Origin of the sequence: Nesterenkonia lacusekhoensis, from assembly GCF_017876395.1 — a bacterium.
Taxonomy (GTDB): Bacteria; Actinomycetota; Actinomycetes; order Actinomycetales; family Micrococcaceae; genus Nesterenkonia; species Nesterenkonia lacusekhoensis.
In genome coordinates this window covers 341,476-356,876 of record NZ_JAGINX010000001.1, presented here as the reverse complement: position 1 = coordinate 356,876, position 15,401 = coordinate 341,476, and the positions used below count along the sequence as shown (strand labels likewise).

The 15,401-nt window shown below is 67.2% G+C and carries 17 protein-coding genes and 1 other RNA gene; 10 read left to right on the top strand and 8 right to left on the bottom strand.

The features are described from left to right. Window positions 1–131 precede the first annotated feature (131 nt). The 3 genes from JOF45_RS01690 to JOF45_RS01680 all read right to left on the bottom strand — a co-directional run bounded on the left by JOF45_RS01690 (window position 132) and on the right by JOF45_RS01680 (window position 2,842). Complete coding sequence (locus JOF45_RS01690) at window positions 132–1,061, bottom strand: IS3 family transposase (protein WP_152744531.1); 930 nt, start codon at window positions 1,059–1,061, stop codon at window positions 132–134. A gap of 17 nt (window positions 1,062–1,078) precedes the next feature. Beyond that, window positions 1,079–1,396, bottom strand: a complete 318-nt coding sequence (locus JOF45_RS01685; RefSeq protein ID WP_010080477.1) for a transposase — start codon at window positions 1,394–1,396, stop codon at window positions 1,079–1,081. 72 nt (window positions 1,397–1,468) lie between these two features. Then, window positions 1,469–2,842: a CitMHS family transporter gene (locus JOF45_RS01680; protein ID WP_210047495.1), complete on the bottom strand. Its 1,374-nt coding sequence runs from the start codon at window positions 2,840–2,842 to the stop codon at window positions 1,469–1,471. Window positions 2,843–3,019: 177 nt separating this feature from the next. Between JOF45_RS01680 and JOF45_RS01675 the strand changes: the two genes are divergently transcribed. Continuing rightward, window positions 3,020–4,489: a helix-turn-helix domain-containing protein gene (locus tag JOF45_RS01675; protein ID WP_210047494.1), complete on the top strand. Its 1,470-nt coding sequence runs from the start codon at window positions 3,020–3,022 to the stop codon at window positions 4,487–4,489. Between the two features lie 95 nt (window positions 4,490–4,584). Here the strand turns inward: JOF45_RS01675 and JOF45_RS01670 are convergent, their stop codons facing one another. Beyond that, window positions 4,585–5,187: an aldolase/citrate lyase/malate synthase family protein gene (locus JOF45_RS01670; RefSeq protein WP_210047493.1), complete on the bottom strand. Its 603-nt coding sequence runs from the start codon at window positions 5,185–5,187 to the stop codon at window positions 4,585–4,587. 44 nt (window positions 5,188–5,231) lie between these two features. Next, on the bottom strand, window positions 5,232–6,587 hold the full coding sequence (gene aceA, locus JOF45_RS01665) for an isocitrate lyase (protein WP_210047492.1): 1,356 nt from the start codon (window positions 6,585–6,587) through the stop codon (window positions 5,232–5,234). Window positions 6,588–6,795: 208 nt separating this feature from the next. Between aceA and JOF45_RS01660 the strand changes: the two genes are divergently transcribed. Both JOF45_RS01660 and JOF45_RS01655 read left to right on the top strand, forming a co-directional pair. Then, entirely contained in the window at window positions 6,796–7,986 is a 1,191-nt protein-coding gene (locus JOF45_RS01660) for a hypothetical protein (protein ID WP_210047491.1), read from the top strand. Between the two features lie 115 nt (window positions 7,987–8,101). Next, window positions 8,102–8,512, top strand: a complete 411-nt coding sequence (locus tag JOF45_RS01655) for a hypothetical protein (protein WP_245324106.1) — start codon at window positions 8,102–8,104, stop codon at window positions 8,510–8,512. 2 nt (window positions 8,513–8,514) lie between these two features. Here the strand turns inward: JOF45_RS01655 and JOF45_RS01650 are convergent, their stop codons facing one another. Both JOF45_RS01650 and JOF45_RS13575 read right to left on the bottom strand, forming a co-directional pair. Further along, window positions 8,515–9,033: a LytR C-terminal domain-containing protein gene (locus JOF45_RS01650; protein WP_210047490.1), complete on the bottom strand. Its 519-nt coding sequence runs from the start codon at window positions 9,031–9,033 to the stop codon at window positions 8,515–8,517. A 33-nt stretch (window positions 9,034–9,066) separates the two neighbouring features. Further along, a complete protein-coding gene (locus JOF45_RS13575) occupies window positions 9,067–9,708 on the bottom strand; it encodes a thermonuclease family protein (protein ID WP_210047489.1) in 642 nt (213 codons plus the stop codon). Window positions 9,709–9,857: 149 nt separating this feature from the next. On the opposite strand from JOF45_RS13575, the gene JOF45_RS01640 reads away from it, so the two are divergent. The 5 genes from JOF45_RS01640 (at window position 9,858) to ffs (ending at window position 12,776) form a co-directional block, all read left to right on the top strand. Further along, window positions 9,858–10,460, top strand: coding sequence for a biotin transporter BioY (locus JOF45_RS01640; protein WP_210047488.1), 603 nt, complete (start codon window positions 9,858–9,860; stop codon window positions 10,458–10,460). Next, complete coding sequence (locus tag JOF45_RS01635; protein WP_210047487.1) at window positions 10,457–11,176, top strand: energy-coupling factor ABC transporter ATP-binding protein; 720 nt, start codon at window positions 10,457–10,459, stop codon at window positions 11,174–11,176. Before JOF45_RS01640 ends, JOF45_RS01635 begins: the two co-directional genes overlap by 4 nt. Further along, window positions 11,173–11,820 (top strand): energy-coupling factor transporter transmembrane component T family protein, encoded by a 648-nt coding sequence (locus JOF45_RS01630; RefSeq protein WP_210047486.1) that lies wholly within the window; start codon window positions 11,173–11,175, stop codon window positions 11,818–11,820. Before JOF45_RS01635 ends, JOF45_RS01630 begins: the two co-directional genes overlap by 4 nt. Further along, window positions 11,817–12,656: an MOSC domain-containing protein gene (locus JOF45_RS01625; RefSeq protein ID WP_210047485.1), complete on the top strand. Its 840-nt coding sequence runs from the start codon at window positions 11,817–11,819 to the stop codon at window positions 12,654–12,656. Before JOF45_RS01630 ends, JOF45_RS01625 begins: the two co-directional genes overlap by 4 nt. Window positions 12,657–12,679: 23 nt before the next feature. Then, window positions 12,680–12,776, top strand: an RNA gene (gene ffs, locus JOF45_RS01620) — signal recognition particle sRNA small type. Window positions 12,777–12,799: 23 nt separating this feature from the next. On the opposite strand, the gene gdhA is transcribed toward ffs, so the two are convergent. Next, window positions 12,800–14,158, bottom strand: a complete 1,359-nt coding sequence (gene gdhA, locus JOF45_RS01615; protein ID WP_210047484.1) for an NADP-specific glutamate dehydrogenase — start codon at window positions 14,156–14,158, stop codon at window positions 12,800–12,802. A gap of 89 nt (window positions 14,159–14,247) precedes the next feature. On the opposite strand from gdhA, the gene JOF45_RS01610 reads away from it, so the two are divergent. Both JOF45_RS01610 and JOF45_RS01605 read left to right on the top strand, forming a co-directional pair. After that, window positions 14,248–14,706 carry a 23S rRNA (pseudouridine(1915)-N(3))-methyltransferase RlmH gene (locus JOF45_RS01610; RefSeq protein ID WP_210047483.1) on the top strand — a complete coding sequence of 153 codons (459 nt, stop codon included), beginning with the start codon at window positions 14,248–14,250 and terminating at the stop codon, window positions 14,704–14,706. Then, complete coding sequence (locus tag JOF45_RS01605; protein WP_210047482.1) at window positions 14,699–15,394, top strand: NADPH-dependent F420 reductase; 696 nt, start codon at window positions 14,699–14,701, stop codon at window positions 15,392–15,394. Before JOF45_RS01610 ends, JOF45_RS01605 begins: the two co-directional genes overlap by 8 nt. Window positions 15,395–15,401: the final 7 nt, after the last annotated feature.

Here is a 15,401-nt window from a genome sequence, read left to right as displayed (position 1 = left end):
TGCGACGACGCACCAGAAGTCACACAGAGAGCCGCACGGATCCACGCTCCCACCGCGCAGAGATGAGCCCTCAGCACGCACAGAGGCCCCAGGATCTCCTGCGGGGCCTCTGTGCGTGCTGATGTCCCGCGTCAAGTAGTTGGCAGGATTTCCTTGGTTTTGAATGTCGGGGTGGTGGGGTCGGCCAGGCCCAGGTGCACCTCCTTGGGCCGGTTCCATGAGATGGCCTCGTGGGGCCGGAGCTCGTTGTACTCGATCCGGTAGTCCTCGGCCCGCTCGGCGAGCACGATCGCGTCGTCGATCTCGTCCAGGTAGAGCCGTTCGTACTTCAGCGTGCCGAAGCCGCGTTCACGGGACCCGTTCTGCCCCGGGGTCTTCACTCGGGTGCGCACGTGGTGTAGCTCGGGGTGGGCGGCGATGAAGGACTCGAAGCGGAAGGACCGGAACGGCCCGCCGTTGTCCGTCACGATGGTCACCACGGGCAACAGCTCACCGGTCTCGGGATCGACCGGGCAGGCCTCGACCAGCGGGTGACCGAACATGGCCTCGTAGTCGGCCAGGGCCAACTCGATCGCGTCGATCGCGTCGTGCTGGTTCCCGGTGGGCGAAACGTGGAAGGGGTGCTCGTACTTGGACCAGTAGTCCCGGCACCCGGCCAGCCGCCAGGTCCCTCCGGTGGTGGTCTCGAACTCGCTGAAGTCCAGCTGCCAGACTTGGTTCGGGCCTGAGGGCTCGGTGGCGAACGCGGCCTTGCGCCGCTCGGCCAGCTTCCGTCGCTCCCGTTGGTACTGCGCGGGCAGAATCAGCCCCTCGTCGCGCAGGATTCGCAGCACGGTCGCCTCGGAAACCACATGCCCGTCGTGGCGGACCATTGCCCAGATCTTCCGATGCCCCCACGCCGGATGGGCCAGCGCGTGCTTGACCACCAGTTCCCTGGCGGCCTGCCGTCCCGGTTGCGGCCACGGTCCCTTCACCGCCGTCCCGGTGCGGGCCTTGGCCTGCCAGCGGCGCCAGGTCCGCTCGGGCATGTCGAAGAGCTGGCAGAACCTCGCGGTCGACATGCCCGCTTCCACGCGGATCACCTCGAGGTCCTCGAAGGGCCCAGCCGGCCCTCCGCGGACTTCTTCCACACCCTGGCTTCCAGGTGTGCCTCGCCCAAGGCCTGGGTCAGCTCGGCGACCTCGGCCTCCAGCTGTTCCTCTCGGGAGGATGGTCCGGACCTGCCGGCCACCAGGGCGGTCTTGCCGGCTTCCAGGAACTCGGCCTTCCACCGTCCGATGGACTGCTCACTGACTTTCTCCTTGCGTGCCGCTTCGGCGATGGACATCTCGCCGGCCAGCACGCTCAGCACTATCCGGGTCTTCTTCTCCGCCGGAATCGAGGGTGGTCTACCCATGACTGACTCTCCTTCAGGACCTACATAACGGCCCTGCCACTAAGTCTGACGCGCGACACTGACCAGGCGGAACTAATGGATGGAGAAGATCCCCAGAGCCAGAGCGGCGAGCATCATCAGGATCGAGAAGCCCCAGATGATGAAGAACGAGTAGCGCAGATGAGAGCCCAGGTTTGCTCCGGAGAGCCCCAGAGCCAGCCACAGCGCCGGCGAGAACGGGCTGACGAAGGTGCCGATGATGTTGCCGACCAGCATGCCGTGGGCGATCTCCATGGGGCCGGTGCCGAACTGACCGGCCGTGGCGTCCACCAGGGGCAGCACGGAGAAGTAGTACGCATCGGTGGAGGTGAGCAGGTCCATCGGAACACCCAGGACTCCCATGGCCAGATGCAGGTTGGGGCCCAGCCCCTCGGGCAGCACGGCCAGGGTGGACAGAGCGACCGATTCGAGCATCTCGGACTCATTGAGCACGCCCAGGAAGACCGCGGCGGCCAGGATGACGGCGCCCATCATCAGAGCATTGGGAGCATGGGCGCGGATGCGCTCCATCTGCAGGTTCGATCCCTTGAAGTTCAGCGGAAGGGCGATGGCCACACCGAGCATGAAGGCGAACTGCGGCGGCAGGATGTCAGCAAGCATGAGCGCGATGACACCCAGTGCCAGCACCACGTTGGCCCAGTAGACCCACCGCGCCGAGTTCATCTTCTCGACGATGTCGGCCCGCTCCTCGCGCTGACGGCGGCTGAAGTCATCGGCGATGCCGCGGACGTCCACGTCCTCGGGAACCTCGATCTCGCCGGCGGCGACCCGCCGGTTGATGCGCCGGGTCTCACGCAGACCCAGCAGCACCGCGAATATCAGGATCAGCACGATGCCCACGATCTGCAGCGGGATCAGCGGACGGTACAGCTCCACCGGATCGATGCCCTGCACGGAGGCGGCGCGGCCCAGCGGCCCGCCCCAGGGGATCATGTTCACGATGCCGGCAGAGATGGCCAACAGCAGGAGCAGCAGGTACCGGCTCATGTGCAGCGCCTGATACAGCGGCAGCAGAGCCGGCACGGTGAGCAGGAAGGTGGTCGCTCCGGCACCGTCGACATGCGCCACCACGCCGATCAGCGCAGTGCCCACGGTCACCAGCACGACTTTTCCGCGTGTGGCCAGGATCAGCGCCCGGACCACAGGGTCGAAGAGCCCGGCGTCGGTGAGGATCCCGAAGAAGAGGATCGCAAAGATGAACATCACGACGACGTTCATCACCTGGGAGACGCCGGCGTCGAAGAACTCCGTGATCTCGCTCAGGCCGAAGCCGACCAGCAGCGCTCCCACGATGGGGGTGACCACCATGGCCACCACCGGGGAGACTTTGTTCCACATCAGCAGGCCGACGGTGACGGCGATGATTCCCAGACCACCGAGGGTCAGCAGTGTTGACGGCTCGTCCATGAGCGGGCGCTCCCTTACGTCCATTTGCCAGATCGTGCGGCTCATCAGCACGGGGTGACGGGACACTCCGGCCTGCGAGCCGCATCACACCTTATATACTGGATCACATTCGTGCACATTTCGATCATCATATGAGGGGCGTCACAGGGCGGGCGGACTGTCCTAGAATGGAGGACTATGCGGACGGCACAGGCGCTCCCGGCGGAGGACTCTGAGGACGAGATCGACCTCATCGCTCTGGGCCGCAGGGTCAGACACCTGCGCAAGCGCGCCGGCATGACACTGGACGACCTGGCCGCCGCCCTGGAGACCGCCCCCTCCCAGCTGTCCCTGCTGGAGAACGGCAAGCGCGAACCCAAGCTCTCTCAGCTCAATCAGCTGGCGAAGACCTTCGGCGTCACCTTGGACGATCTCTTCGGCGCAGAGCCTCCGTCCAGGCGGGCCGCCCTGGAGATCGAGCTGGAGAAGGCCCAGCGCGGTCCCCTCTACGCCGCCCTGGGGCTGCCCGCTGTGCGCATCAGCAACCGCCTGCCCATGGACGTCTTGGAATCTCTGGTCTCGCTGCAGCGGGAGCTGCGCCGCCGCCTCGAGGAGCAGGCGGCCACTCCGGAGGAGGCCCGGCGGGCCAACACGGAGCTGCGCGAGGAGATGCGTCAGAAGAACAACTACTATCCGGAGATCGAGGCGGCCGCCCAGGAGCTGCTCGACGCCGTCGGGCACACCTCCGGACCGCTCTCCCACCATGTGGCCGCCGATATCGCCGAACATCTGGGGTACTCACTGCGGTTCGTGCCGAACCTGCCCAACTCCACCCGATCGGTGACCGATCAGCGCAACAGAATCATCTACCTGACCCAAGGGCGCTCCCGAGACTGGGACGCACGCTCCGTTCTGCTCCAGGCCCTGGGCCACGAGGTCCTGGGCCACACCGAGCCGGAGGACTACTCCGCGTTCCTGCGCCAACGGGTCTCCTCCAACTACTTCGCCGCCTCGCTGCTGATGCCCGAGCGCACCACGGTGGAGTTCCTCCGCCAGGCCAAGCAGCGCAAGGAGCTGGCCATCGAGGACCTGCGCGATGCCTTCGCCGTCTCCTACGAGTCGGCTGCCCATCGGTTCACGAATCTGGCCACTGAACACCTGGGCATCACCTGCCACTTCCAGAAGGTGCACGAGTCCGGGATCATCCATAAGGCCTATGAGAACGACGGCGTAAACTTCCCGGCTGATCATTCCGGGGCCATCGAGGGTCAGACCATCTGCCGGGAGTGGACCTCTCGGCAGGTGTTCGATGTGGAGGACAAGTTCCGTTCCTTCCACCAATACACCGACACCGCCGTCGGGACCTTCTGGTGCACGGCGCGGACGGAGGCGCACTCCTCAGGGATCTATTCGCTGAGCATCGGGGTGCCCTTTGACCATGTGAAGTGGTTCCGCGGGCGGGACACGCCCGCGCGGTCGAAGTCGGGCTGCCCGGAGGATCCCACCTGCTGCCGGCAGCCCCCGCCCGAGCTGGCCTCAGCCTGGGACGGCAACGCCTGGCCGGCCGCGCGGGCCAACACGCACCTTCTGGCCGCCATGCCCCAGGGAGCATTCCCCGGTGTGGACACCCGCGAGGTCTACGAGTTCCTCCAACGCCACTCCGGCTGAACGCCTCCTCCCCGTGGATGAGTGCGGAACGCAGAAGACCGCCGCCCAGGGGACCTCGAACCCTGGGCGGCGGTGGTCTGCGGAGTGAATCCGGGTCAGGCAGCGGCACTCATGCGGCGACTGGCTCCGGTCAGCACCGCTGCGCTGCTGGCATCGCCGTCCTCGTCATCGTCCTGATCCGGCTCCCCCGGGCCCAGATGGATGGCCCGGATCGTGCCGTCGGGAAGACCCGCCAGCTCCTCAGCCCGGATGAAGAGGTCCTGCCAGAGCTGCAGCTCCTCCTCCGACTCCAGGCCCAGCAGGGAGATGAACGGCGCCCTGCCATCTGCTATCAGGGTGCGCGCGTTGCGGAAGATGTGCAGACCGAAGTCCACCACGCCGGCCGAGAGCGGCTGACCTTCACAGAGGATGCGGCCTTCCGGCCGAGCCAGGCCGCGCGGGGTGATGAAGGTGCACGGCGGCTCGGACAGCTGCTTATCGATCAGCGCGTACCAGGAGGCGGCCACCTCTTCAGCTTCTCCCAGCGCCTCGTCGGAGGCACCGTCGACGGCGTCGAGCGCCTCGATCCGGGGTCCGAACTCACGGTGCAGCGTGGCCAGGAAGCTCAGCACATCTGCGGTGAGGACCTCGTTCTGGCGCGGGGCCTGCGGTCCGGTCAGTGTGATGCCGTTGATGGTGATCGAGCTGGGGGTGTTCATCTCTCCGACTCCTTTGTCAGATTCCGTCCACCTGAGTCATCGACTCAGTGGAACTGTCCTTCTTCGGTGGAGCCCTTCAGCGCAGTGGTGGAGGACTCGGGGTTCAGCGTGGTGGAGATGGCGTCGAAGTAGCCGGTGCCGACCTCACGCTGGTGCTTGGTGGAGGTGTAGCCGTCGGACTCGGCGGCGAACTCGGCCTCCTGCAGCTCCACATAGGCCTTCATCTGCTCCTCCTTGTAACCCTTGGCCAGGTTGAAGGCGGAGTAGTTGAGGCTGTGGAAGCCTGCCAAGGTGATGAACTGGAAGGTGAAGCCCATCTTGCCCAGCTCGTTCTGGAACTTGGCGATGGTCTCGTCGTCGAGGTGCTTCTTCCAGTTGAAGGAGGGCGAGCAGTTGTAGGCCAACATCTGGTCCGGGTACTCGGCCTTCACCGCCTCGGCGAACTGACGTGCCGCCTCCAGGTCCGGGGTGCCGGTCTCCATCCAGATCAGATCCGAGTACGGAGCGTAGGCCTTGGCGCGCTCGATGCAGGGCTCGATGCCGTTGGTGACCTTGTAGAAGCCCTCAGCGGTGCGCTCACCGGTGATGAAGGGCCGATCGCGCTCATCCACGTCTGAGGTGATCAGCGTGGCGGCCTCGGCATCGGTGCGGGCGATGATCAGGCTCTCGACGTCGTGGACGTCGGCGGCCAGACGTGCTGCCTGCAGCGTGCGGATGTGCTGACTGGTGGGGATGAGCACCTTGCCGCCCAGATGCCCGCACTTCTTCTCTGAGGCCAGCTGGTCCTCCCAGTGCACCCCGGCGGCGCCGGCGTCGATCATGGCCTTCATGAGCTCGTAGGCGTTGAGAGGACCGCCGAAGCCGGCCTCGGCGTCGGCGACGATCGGGACCACATAGTCATCCACGGAGCGGATGCCTTCGAGGTATTCGATCTGATCAGCACGCATCAGGGCGTTGTTGATGCGCCGGACCACGGTGGGCACCGAGTTGGCCGGATACAGCGACTGATCCGGGTAGGTGTGGCCGGAGTTGTTCGCGTCGCCGGCGACCTGCCAGCCCGAGAGGTAGATGGCACGCAGGCCACCTTTGACGTAGTTCACGGCCTGGTTGCCGGAGAGTGCGCCCAGCGAGTTGGTGTAGCGCCCTGCGGCGTGCTCCTCGGTCAGCTGCTTCCACAGCTTCTGCGCACCGCGCTTGGCCAGGGTCTTCTCCTCCTGCACCGTGCCGCGCAGCTTGATGACCTCGGCAGCGGAGTAGTCGCGGGTGATGTTCTTCCAGCGGGGGCTGGTCTCCCAGTCCTTCTGGAGAGCATCCACCTTCCTGCGGAACTCCGACTGAGGCTCCGGCTGGGGAGCGGTGCCGTTCTGTTCAGCGGCGGGGCGGGCGATCGTCTCGGTCATGAGAATCTCCTTCGAATCGTGGACCGTGCGGTTGGCGCTCTTCCAGTTTTGCGCCCTCTTCAACCCCTGATCCACATCAATCCAAAGAAAGATCTGCATTTCTTCGCTTTTTCGAAGAAACCCCGGATGCATCAGCTGATCTCGCGATACCACGTAGTGTTGAATGTTCACCAGAGAGCGACGGATACTTACCTGAAAGGGACCGACGGTGACCCAGCACCCGCCTGAGAACGAGGACAGTCCCACGAACTCCGGGGACATGCCCTCCCCTGACGGGCAGCCGGAACAGCAGCTGCCCGTCGGCGAGCAGCCCACCCAGGCGATGCCCCCACAGCACGACGTCGGCGCTCAGCCCACTCAGGCGCTTCCGCCCCAAGGACCGGGCTCACCGCAGGACGCGCCCTTCAGCGCAGGCTCGGCCCACGAGCCCGGCCACAGCGTCCCCACCTTCGGCACTGCGCCGCAGCCCGGCAGCCCCAGCTATCCCGGCACCCCGCACGGCGGTCCCGGCCACCCCGGAGCACCTCAGCAGCCCGGCGGTCCCAGCTTCCATCCTGAGGGGCCCGGCCACCCCGGCGGACCCGGCTACCCCGGCGGACCACAGGGCCCGGGCGGCCCCGGTCACCCCGGCGGACCGCAGAGTCCCGGCGGCGACGACCCGCAGGAGAAGGGCTTCTTCGCACGCTTCTGGTGGGCTCTCGTGCTGCTCGGCGTGCTCTTCGCCGCACTGGTCGCACTCGTGATCGTCCTGCTCACCATGGGTGATGGAGAGGATGAGGACCAGCAGACCGAGACCAGCGCGCAGGACGAGACCGTCACCGAGGACGCCGACACCGACGCCGAAGAGGAGGCCCGTCAGGACGAGGACAGCGGAGAGCTCCCTGAGGCCGGCGAGGGCTTCGGCGACGGTGAGGACATGGTCGTGGGCGAGGACATCGAGCCCGGCGTCTACCGCCAGGTCGAGGGCGAAGAGGACCCCGACTTCGGCTGCTCCTACTCCGTCTACGAGAACGAGGATGACATCCTCCTCTTCGAGCGCGTCCCCGGCGGCGTGGTCGAGCTGGAGGACGGCTTCCTCATGAGCTCCCGCGACTGCGGCGAGTGGGAGCCCATCCAGGACAGCTATCCGGACAGCCCCGCAGACACCTTCGGCGACGGCGTCCACGAGATCGGCCAGCATGTCGAAGAGGGTACCTATGAGCTGAGTTGGGATGAGGACGCAGAAACCTGCCACTTCGCCATCTACACCAGCTTCACCGAGTTCGGCGACTACGAGGTCTACGAGTTCTACCTCGAGGACGACGATGTGTGGGGCGGCGAGATGGACCTGGGCATCGGCGGCCCCCGCGACACCTACGTGATCAGCGAGGGCTGCGGCGAGTGGGAGCTTGTGGAATGACCACCGCTGCCTGATCCGCCCTCCGGCGGCACACACCCATATCGACAAGGGGTGGGTTTCTTCTACACTGTGTAGAAGAAACCCACCCGTCGTCGCCCCCTTCAGGAGAAGCCCTATGTCGAACACACCCGCACCTGCCAGCCCGATGCCGAAGCTGACCCTGGGAGTCGGCGGAATCCTCGTAGCCGTTGGCATCATCGGCTACGTGGTGTCCATGGCCAACGACACCCAGCACTTCACCGCCCTCATCCCGGGGGCTCTGGGCGTCCTGCTGCTGATCAGCGGCTTCATCGCGCTGAAGAACACCAAGCTGGGCGTCCACATCGGCATGGTCATCGCCCTGCTGGGCGCACTGTCCATGGGGATGCCGCTCAGCGGACTGGGCGAACTCTTCGCCGGTGAGGCAGAGCGGCCCGCCGCCGTCGTCTCGGCCCTGGTGACCGCGATCGTGCTGGTGGTCTACATCGTGCTGGGCGTGCGCTCCTTCATCGCGGCCAAGCGCTGGAAGGACTCAGGTTCCGCCTGAGCTCACTGCCCGGCTGAGCAGCTGATGCGGCCTGGAGCGATCTCCACCTCGTGGGGATCCTCCAGGCCGTCATAGTCTGCGCCGAGGACCAGATCGACGCTGAAGTCATCGCGGCCGTCGATGTCGACCAGCGTGCTCGGCAGATGCTGCTGCAGGGTGTAGGCCTGACGCAGGCCCCGCTCCCCCACACGGATGATGCCTTCGAAGTCCGTGTCGGCGAGGTAGTCGTTGTCCACCTCGTCCACCCGGAAGCTGCGCTCCTCGAGATCTGCAGCGACGTCGCCCGCTAAGCCCGGTTCATTGGTGGTGTTATAGACGCTGACCTCCACCCGCTCAGCCACCACCGGCTGCTGGATTCCGGAGGGGCAGTCCCCCTCCGGCACGCCGGAGGCACCGGTGAGCGAGCTGGTGTCGATGGCCCCGGAGACCATCAGCCAGCTGCCCAGGGTCACCGCCGCCAGCGCGCCGGCGGTCCCCACAGTGATCAGGAGACGTTCCCGGCGGGTGCTGCGTTCGGTCATGAGGAGATTCTAGAAGGTCAGCGCGGACGCCACCTACGGCAGCTCCGGCTCGCAGTCCAGGTCATCGGCGAAGACACCCACGCCCTCGGCCTCTGCCTGGTTCCAGGCCTCCTCGATCTGGTCGAGGAAGCGGTCATTCGGCGCGTAGTAGACCGGCGCCCCGAAACCATCGCGGGCCATCTGTTCGTTGATGAAGACCTCGTCGAGGAAGACCCCGGCCAGCAGCCGGTCGTAATGGTCGGTGCGTTCTTCATCGAACTCCAAGACCAGCTGATCGCCCGGACTGACCAGCTCCTCCATCCGCTCCGTGGACTCGGGCCCCATACACTGAACCGGCTCCTGCGGATGCACCGTCTCCGGAGTGTCGATGTTGAGCAGCCGGACCCGCTCCTCCTCGCCGTCCAGGTCCACCAGCAGGGTGTCGCCGTCGATCACTCGGACCAGCGTGGCGGCTTCCCCGTCGCCGTCGGGGGCTGCGCCGCCCTGTTGGAACCAGCTGACCACCGCACCTGCCAGCACCACGAGGAGCACGATGCCCAGCCAGCCGAATATTCCCTGGCTGGACTGCCGACGACGGCCTCGCCCTCCGACTGCGCGCTGATTGCGCCGGATGCCGCGACGAGCCGCCCGCCGGACATGCCGCTGGAGGTTCCGATCGAAGTATCTGCTGCTCACCGGACCAGCCTATCGAGGGCCACAGACACAGAGCCGCGCCGCCGCCGAGAATCGCGCCAGCCGGCCAGCAGCTGCCCCGCGACCGCACACCCATACCCATACCCGCGAGTAGTTTGAACACTGTTCAAAAATCCGGTTGGATACCCTTTATGACCGCCTCTACCCTGCGCCGCCACAACGCTCAGAGCGCGCACCGGACTGTAGACATCGCCCTGACCGGAGTCTTCGCCGCGCTGATCGCCGTGCTGGCCTTCGCTCCGCCCATCCCAGTGGGAGGGGCGGGAGTGCCGATCACCCTGCAGACTCTCGGCGTGGCACTGGCCGGCCTGGCCCTGGGCCCCTGGCGCGGAATGGCGGCAGCCGGGCTCTACGTCTCCCTGGGCCTGCTGGGCCTGCCGATCTTCGCCGGCTTCTCCGGGGGCCTCGGCGTATTGGCCGGCCCCTCAGCCGGCTACCTGCTCTCCTTCCCGCTGACCGCACTGATCACCGGGCTGCTGGCTCGTGCCGTTCTGCGCCGATCCCCGCCCCGCTGGTGGATCCCGCTGCTGTTCTGCGCAGCGGCCGCGGGCAGCGTCTTCGCCACCCACCCGCTGGGCATCCTGGGCATGAGCTTCACCTTGGACGTCAGCCTGCAGGAGGCCTTCCTCATGGACATCGTGTTCTGGCCCGGCGATCTGGCCAAATCCTTGGCAGGCGCCGGAGCGGCCGCCCTGCTCCATCGCACCTACCCCACTCTGCTGGCACGCCGGTGACACGCCCCGCCCCAGGGATCCAGCTCGAGTCGGTGCGCGTCCGCGCCGGGGAGCGCGAGCTGCTGACGGTCCCCGCCCTGGAGCTCCCGGAGCGCCGGATCAGCGTCATCGGCCCCAACGGCGGCGGCAAGTCCACCCTGCTGCAGCTGTTCAACGGGCTGGTCGAACCCACCGAAGGCTGGGTGACCGTCGGCGGCATGGACACCATCGAGCAGGGCCGCGAGGTGCGGCGGCAGGTGGGCTTCGTCTTCTCCAATCCGGCCGCCCAGCTGGTCATGCCCACTCCGCAGGAGGATGTGGAGCTCTCTCTGCAGCGCACCGTCCGCGATCGGGCACGACGACGCCGACTGGCCGCCTCCTGCTTGGCAGAGCTGGGGATCGGGGAGCTGGCCGACCGCAGCTCCCACGAGCTCTCCGGAGGTCAGCAGCAGCTGGTGGCCCTGGCCACTGTGCTGGTGCTGGAGCCGGCGATCGTGGTGCTGGACGAGCCCACCACACTGTTGGACCTGGTCAACGCCCAGCGCTTCACCGGGATCCTGGACCAGCTGGCCACTCAGAAGGGCCTGCAGATCATCACGGCGACCCATGATCTTCAGCTGGCCGCCCAAGCTGACCGCTGCCTGCTCATCGACGACGGCGGACTCCGGACCGACGGCGCCCCACAGTCGGTGATCGAGACCTATCGCAGCATGGCCCGAGAGCGAGCCGCCGGATGAGCCGACGCCGCCCCCGGCCGCTGCGCCCCCGGGACCAGGTCTTCGGCCGCACCGCCGTCGGCGACGGATTCCTCCATCGCACCCCGGCTTGGGCGAAGGTGGCTGTGCTGGCGGCGGTGACGGTGACGGTGCTGTTCCTACGCTCGCCCACGGTGAGCCTCGGCGTCGCCGTCGGGGTGCTGGCCCTGGGCGCGACCGCGGGCGTCCCCGCCTCCCGCATGCTGCGGCTGCTGCGCAGGATCTGGCTGCTGCTGGCCGCCGTACTGGCCGCCCAGCTGGTCTTCAACGATCTGGCCGGCGCCGGGGAGGTGCTCAGCCGGATCATCGCCTGCCTGCTGGGAGCCCAGCTGCTGATCCTGACCACCCGCCCGCACGACCTGCTCGGAGTCTTCCGGACGCTGGTGCTGCCGCTGCGCTGGGTGGGTCTGTCCCCGGGGCGCATCGCGCTGGCCGGACTGGTCATGCTGCGAGCGATCCCCTATCTGGCAGATCTGGCGCATCTGGCCCACCGTCAGACGCAGGCCCGAGGGCTGGAGCGCAGCATCCGCGCCCGGACCGTCCCCCTGCTGACCGGCTCTGTGGACTACGCCCGGGACACCGGACGAGCATTGGCCGCCCGAGGCATCGATGAGGTCCGGCGATGAGCACGCACCTGACGGACGACGGCCCGACGGCGGACCTGTGCGTGACCCGCCTGGGGCTCTCTCCGATGAAAGGCACTCGGCACCTGCCCCATGAGCGCGTCACCGTAGACGCCCGGGGTCCGGTGGGCGATCGGCAATTCTGCCTGGTGGACCCGCAGACCGGCCGTGTCCTGCGCACGGTGCAGCACCCGCAGCTGCTGGAGATCGCCGCAGAGCTCACGCCGGTCGGGCTGCGGGTGACAGCCCCCTGCGGGGCGCAGGCCATCGCTGCTGACCCCGCTCCCGACGCCGGCGCGGCGGCCCACACCGCCGCCGAGCCCCACATGAGGGTGGACTACTGGGGCCGGGAGGTCACTGTCCGGACCCTGCCCGGTCAGGTCTCGGAGCTGTTCTCCGAGCACCTGGGCCGCGAGGTCCTGCTGGCCCGCGCCCCGCGGGGCGAGGTGGTCTACGGCGGGCAGGTCACCCTGCTGCATGAAGCCTCCCTCCAGGCTCTCCAGGCAGCTTCTGAACTGCCGCAGGAGGATCACCTGTGGCACCGGTTCCGCCCCACGGCAGTGCTCGGCGCGGGCGCTGACTCCGCCTCTGCGTTCGCCGAGGAGTCCTGGCAGGGGCGGGAGGTCGACGTCGGGACGGCTCGGCTTCTGCTGGGCGCCCCGGTGCCGCGGTGTGCAGTGATCGACATCGATCCGGTGACCGGCCGGCGCGACGGCGATCTGCTGCGGACGCTGGCCGCGGAGCGACCGCTCAATGAGCGCGGAGAACCCTCCTTCGGGCTGTTCGCCACGGTGCTGAGCCCCGGCACCATGGGGCTGGGCGACCAGTTCGCCTTCTGACCGGGGCACACGATACGATGGTCTGCGGCCCCACGTGTGGTGTCATCCTGCTGAACTCCCCCAGGACCGGAAGGTAGCAAGGGTAGGTGGGCTCTGGCAGGTGCACGTGGGGCTCTTAATATCTCCAGAAGGACCGGTGGGGCTCAGATCACGCCTTGTGCGATCATCGCGTCGGCCACCTGGGTGAAACCGGCGATGTTCGCCCCGGAGACGTAGTCTCCCGGCACCCCGTACTCCTCAGCCGTCGCGGCACAGCGATCATGCACGTTCTCCATGATCTCCGCCAGCCGCTGCTCGGTGTACTCGAATGACCACGTGTCCCGGGTGGCGTTCTGCTGCATCTCCAGGGCCGACGTGGCCACACCTCCGGCGTTGGCCGCTTTGCCCGGGCCGAAGAGCACCCCGGCCTCACGCAGCAGACGGATCGCTTCCGGAGTGGTGGGCATATTCGCGCCTTCGGCCACCGCCGCAGTTCCGGCTCGAACCAGCAGCTCAGCGTCTTCCGTGGTCAGCTCGTTCTGAGTGGCGCAGGGAAGCGCCACGTCCACCGCGGTCTTCTCCGCGACGGCCCACACCCGTTGGTCCGGGATGAACTCCGCCTGGGGGCGCGCCTCGGCGTACTCAGTGATCCGCGCCCGGCGGACCTCCTTGACCTCTCGGAGAAGGTTGATGTCGACGCCGTGAGGATCGTAGACCGAGCCTGAGGAGTCCGAGGCACCTACGACTGTGCCGCCGAGCTCCTGGACCTTTTCGATCGCATACAGAGCCACGTTGCCGGATCCGGAGACCAGCACCTTCGCACCGTCGAGGGACCGCTCCCGGGTGCGGAGCATGTGTTCGGTGAAGTAGACCGTGCCGTAGCCGGTGGCCTCGGTGCGGACCAACGATCCGCCCCAGGTGATGCCCTTACCGGTGAGGACGCCGGACTCGTAACGGTTGCTGATCCGCTTGTACTGCCCGAAGAGATAACCGATCTCGCGCCGGCCCACCCCGATGTCACCTGCCGGGACGTCGACGCGATCGCCCAGATGGCGGTATGCCTCTGTCATGAAGGACTGGCAGAAACGCATGATCTCTCCGTCGCTGCGTCCCTTGGGATCGAAGTCGCTGCCGCCCTTTCCGCCGCCGATGGGCAGGCCGGTCAGGGCATTCTTGAAGATCTGTTCGAAGCCCAGGAACTTCACAGTCCCCGCCAACACGGTCGGGTGGAAGCGCAGGCCTCCCTTATAGGGACCCAGCGCCGAATTGAACTGCACTCGGAACCCGCGATTGATCTGGACTCTGCCCTGGTCATCGGTCCACGGGACGCGGAAGATGATCTGGCGCTCCGGCTCGCAGATGCGCTCCAGGATCGATTCGTCGGTGTACTCGGGAAACTTCGTCAGCACCGGCCCCAGAGAGTCGAAGACCTCCTTGACCGCCTGGTGAAACTCCGTCTCCCCGGGGTTGCGGTCGATGACCTGCTGAAACACGCTGCTGATCCGTCTGTTGGTCGGGCTCAAACTGCCACCTATCGTGAGTTTTCGTTCACATCCGTGGAACAGGTTAGTCCATCATGGACCCCGGCCCCGGCCCCGGTAGAGTCGTCCCCATGAGCATCACCGTCCTGGCCATCGGCAAGAAGCACGAGAAATGGGCCGTGGACGGCATCGACCGCTACACCCAGCGCCTGCGCAAGCCCTATGACCTGCAGTGGAAGCTCCTCCCCCACTCTTCCCGCGAAGGCGAGGCCGCCCGTGACGAGGAGTCCGGACGCATCCTGGGCGCCGTCAAGGCTGATGAGCATGTGGTGCTGCTGGATGAGCGTGGGAAGAACATCAGCTCCCCCGCCCTGGCCACGCACCTGCAGGGCCAGTTCGACTCGGGCCGCTCCGTGACCGTGGTGATCGGCGGAGCCTACGGTGTCAACGCCGAGATGCACGCCCGGGCGGACTTCACCTGGTCGCTCTCCCAGCTGGTCTTCCCGCATCAGTTGGTGCGGATGATCCTGGCCGAACAGGTCTACCGAGCCCAGGAGATCAGCGCAGGAAGGCCCTACCACCATGTCTGAGCAGAACACCGCACCGCGCACCGCCTCCCCGCCCGTCGTCGGGATCCTCGGGGCCGGCCGGGCAGGCACCGCCTTCGCCCGCACTCTGCTGGCCGCCGACGTCGGCGTCGACATCTGTTCCACCCGCCCGCCGAAGGCGCTGCAGCACCACCTGAAGATCTACGCCCCGGGGGCCGAGCCGGTGGCGCCGGAGCAGATCGCAGAGCGCACCCGGCGCAACGGTCCCGGGATCGTGATCCTCGCGGTGCCGCAGGAGGAGCTGGACGAGGTGGATCCGGCGTGGATCGGCGAGTCCATTCTGATCGATGCCACCAACACCTGGACCTACTCCGGCGAGCGCGAGCCGCTGCCGGGCTGGCTGGAGGCGGCGGTCACCGAACAGCTGCCCAGCTCCATGGCCATCGCCGGGCACTTCAGCCCGGCCCGGACGGTGAAGGCGCTGAACCACATCGCCCACTCGGACCTCGACGACGCCGCCGGCCGGGACCTGCCCATGACACAGCGCCGAGCCCTGGCAGTGGCGGCCGATGACGACCAGGCCCGCGGGCTGGTCATGGGGCTGCTGGTGCGCATGGGCTTCGACCCGGTCTCGCTGGGGCCGTTGGCCGCCGGACGGGTGATGGAGCCTGACGGCCCGCTGTTCAATCGGCCGCTGCGGCGTGAGGACCTGCTGCCCTACGCCCGCTGAGCTCCGC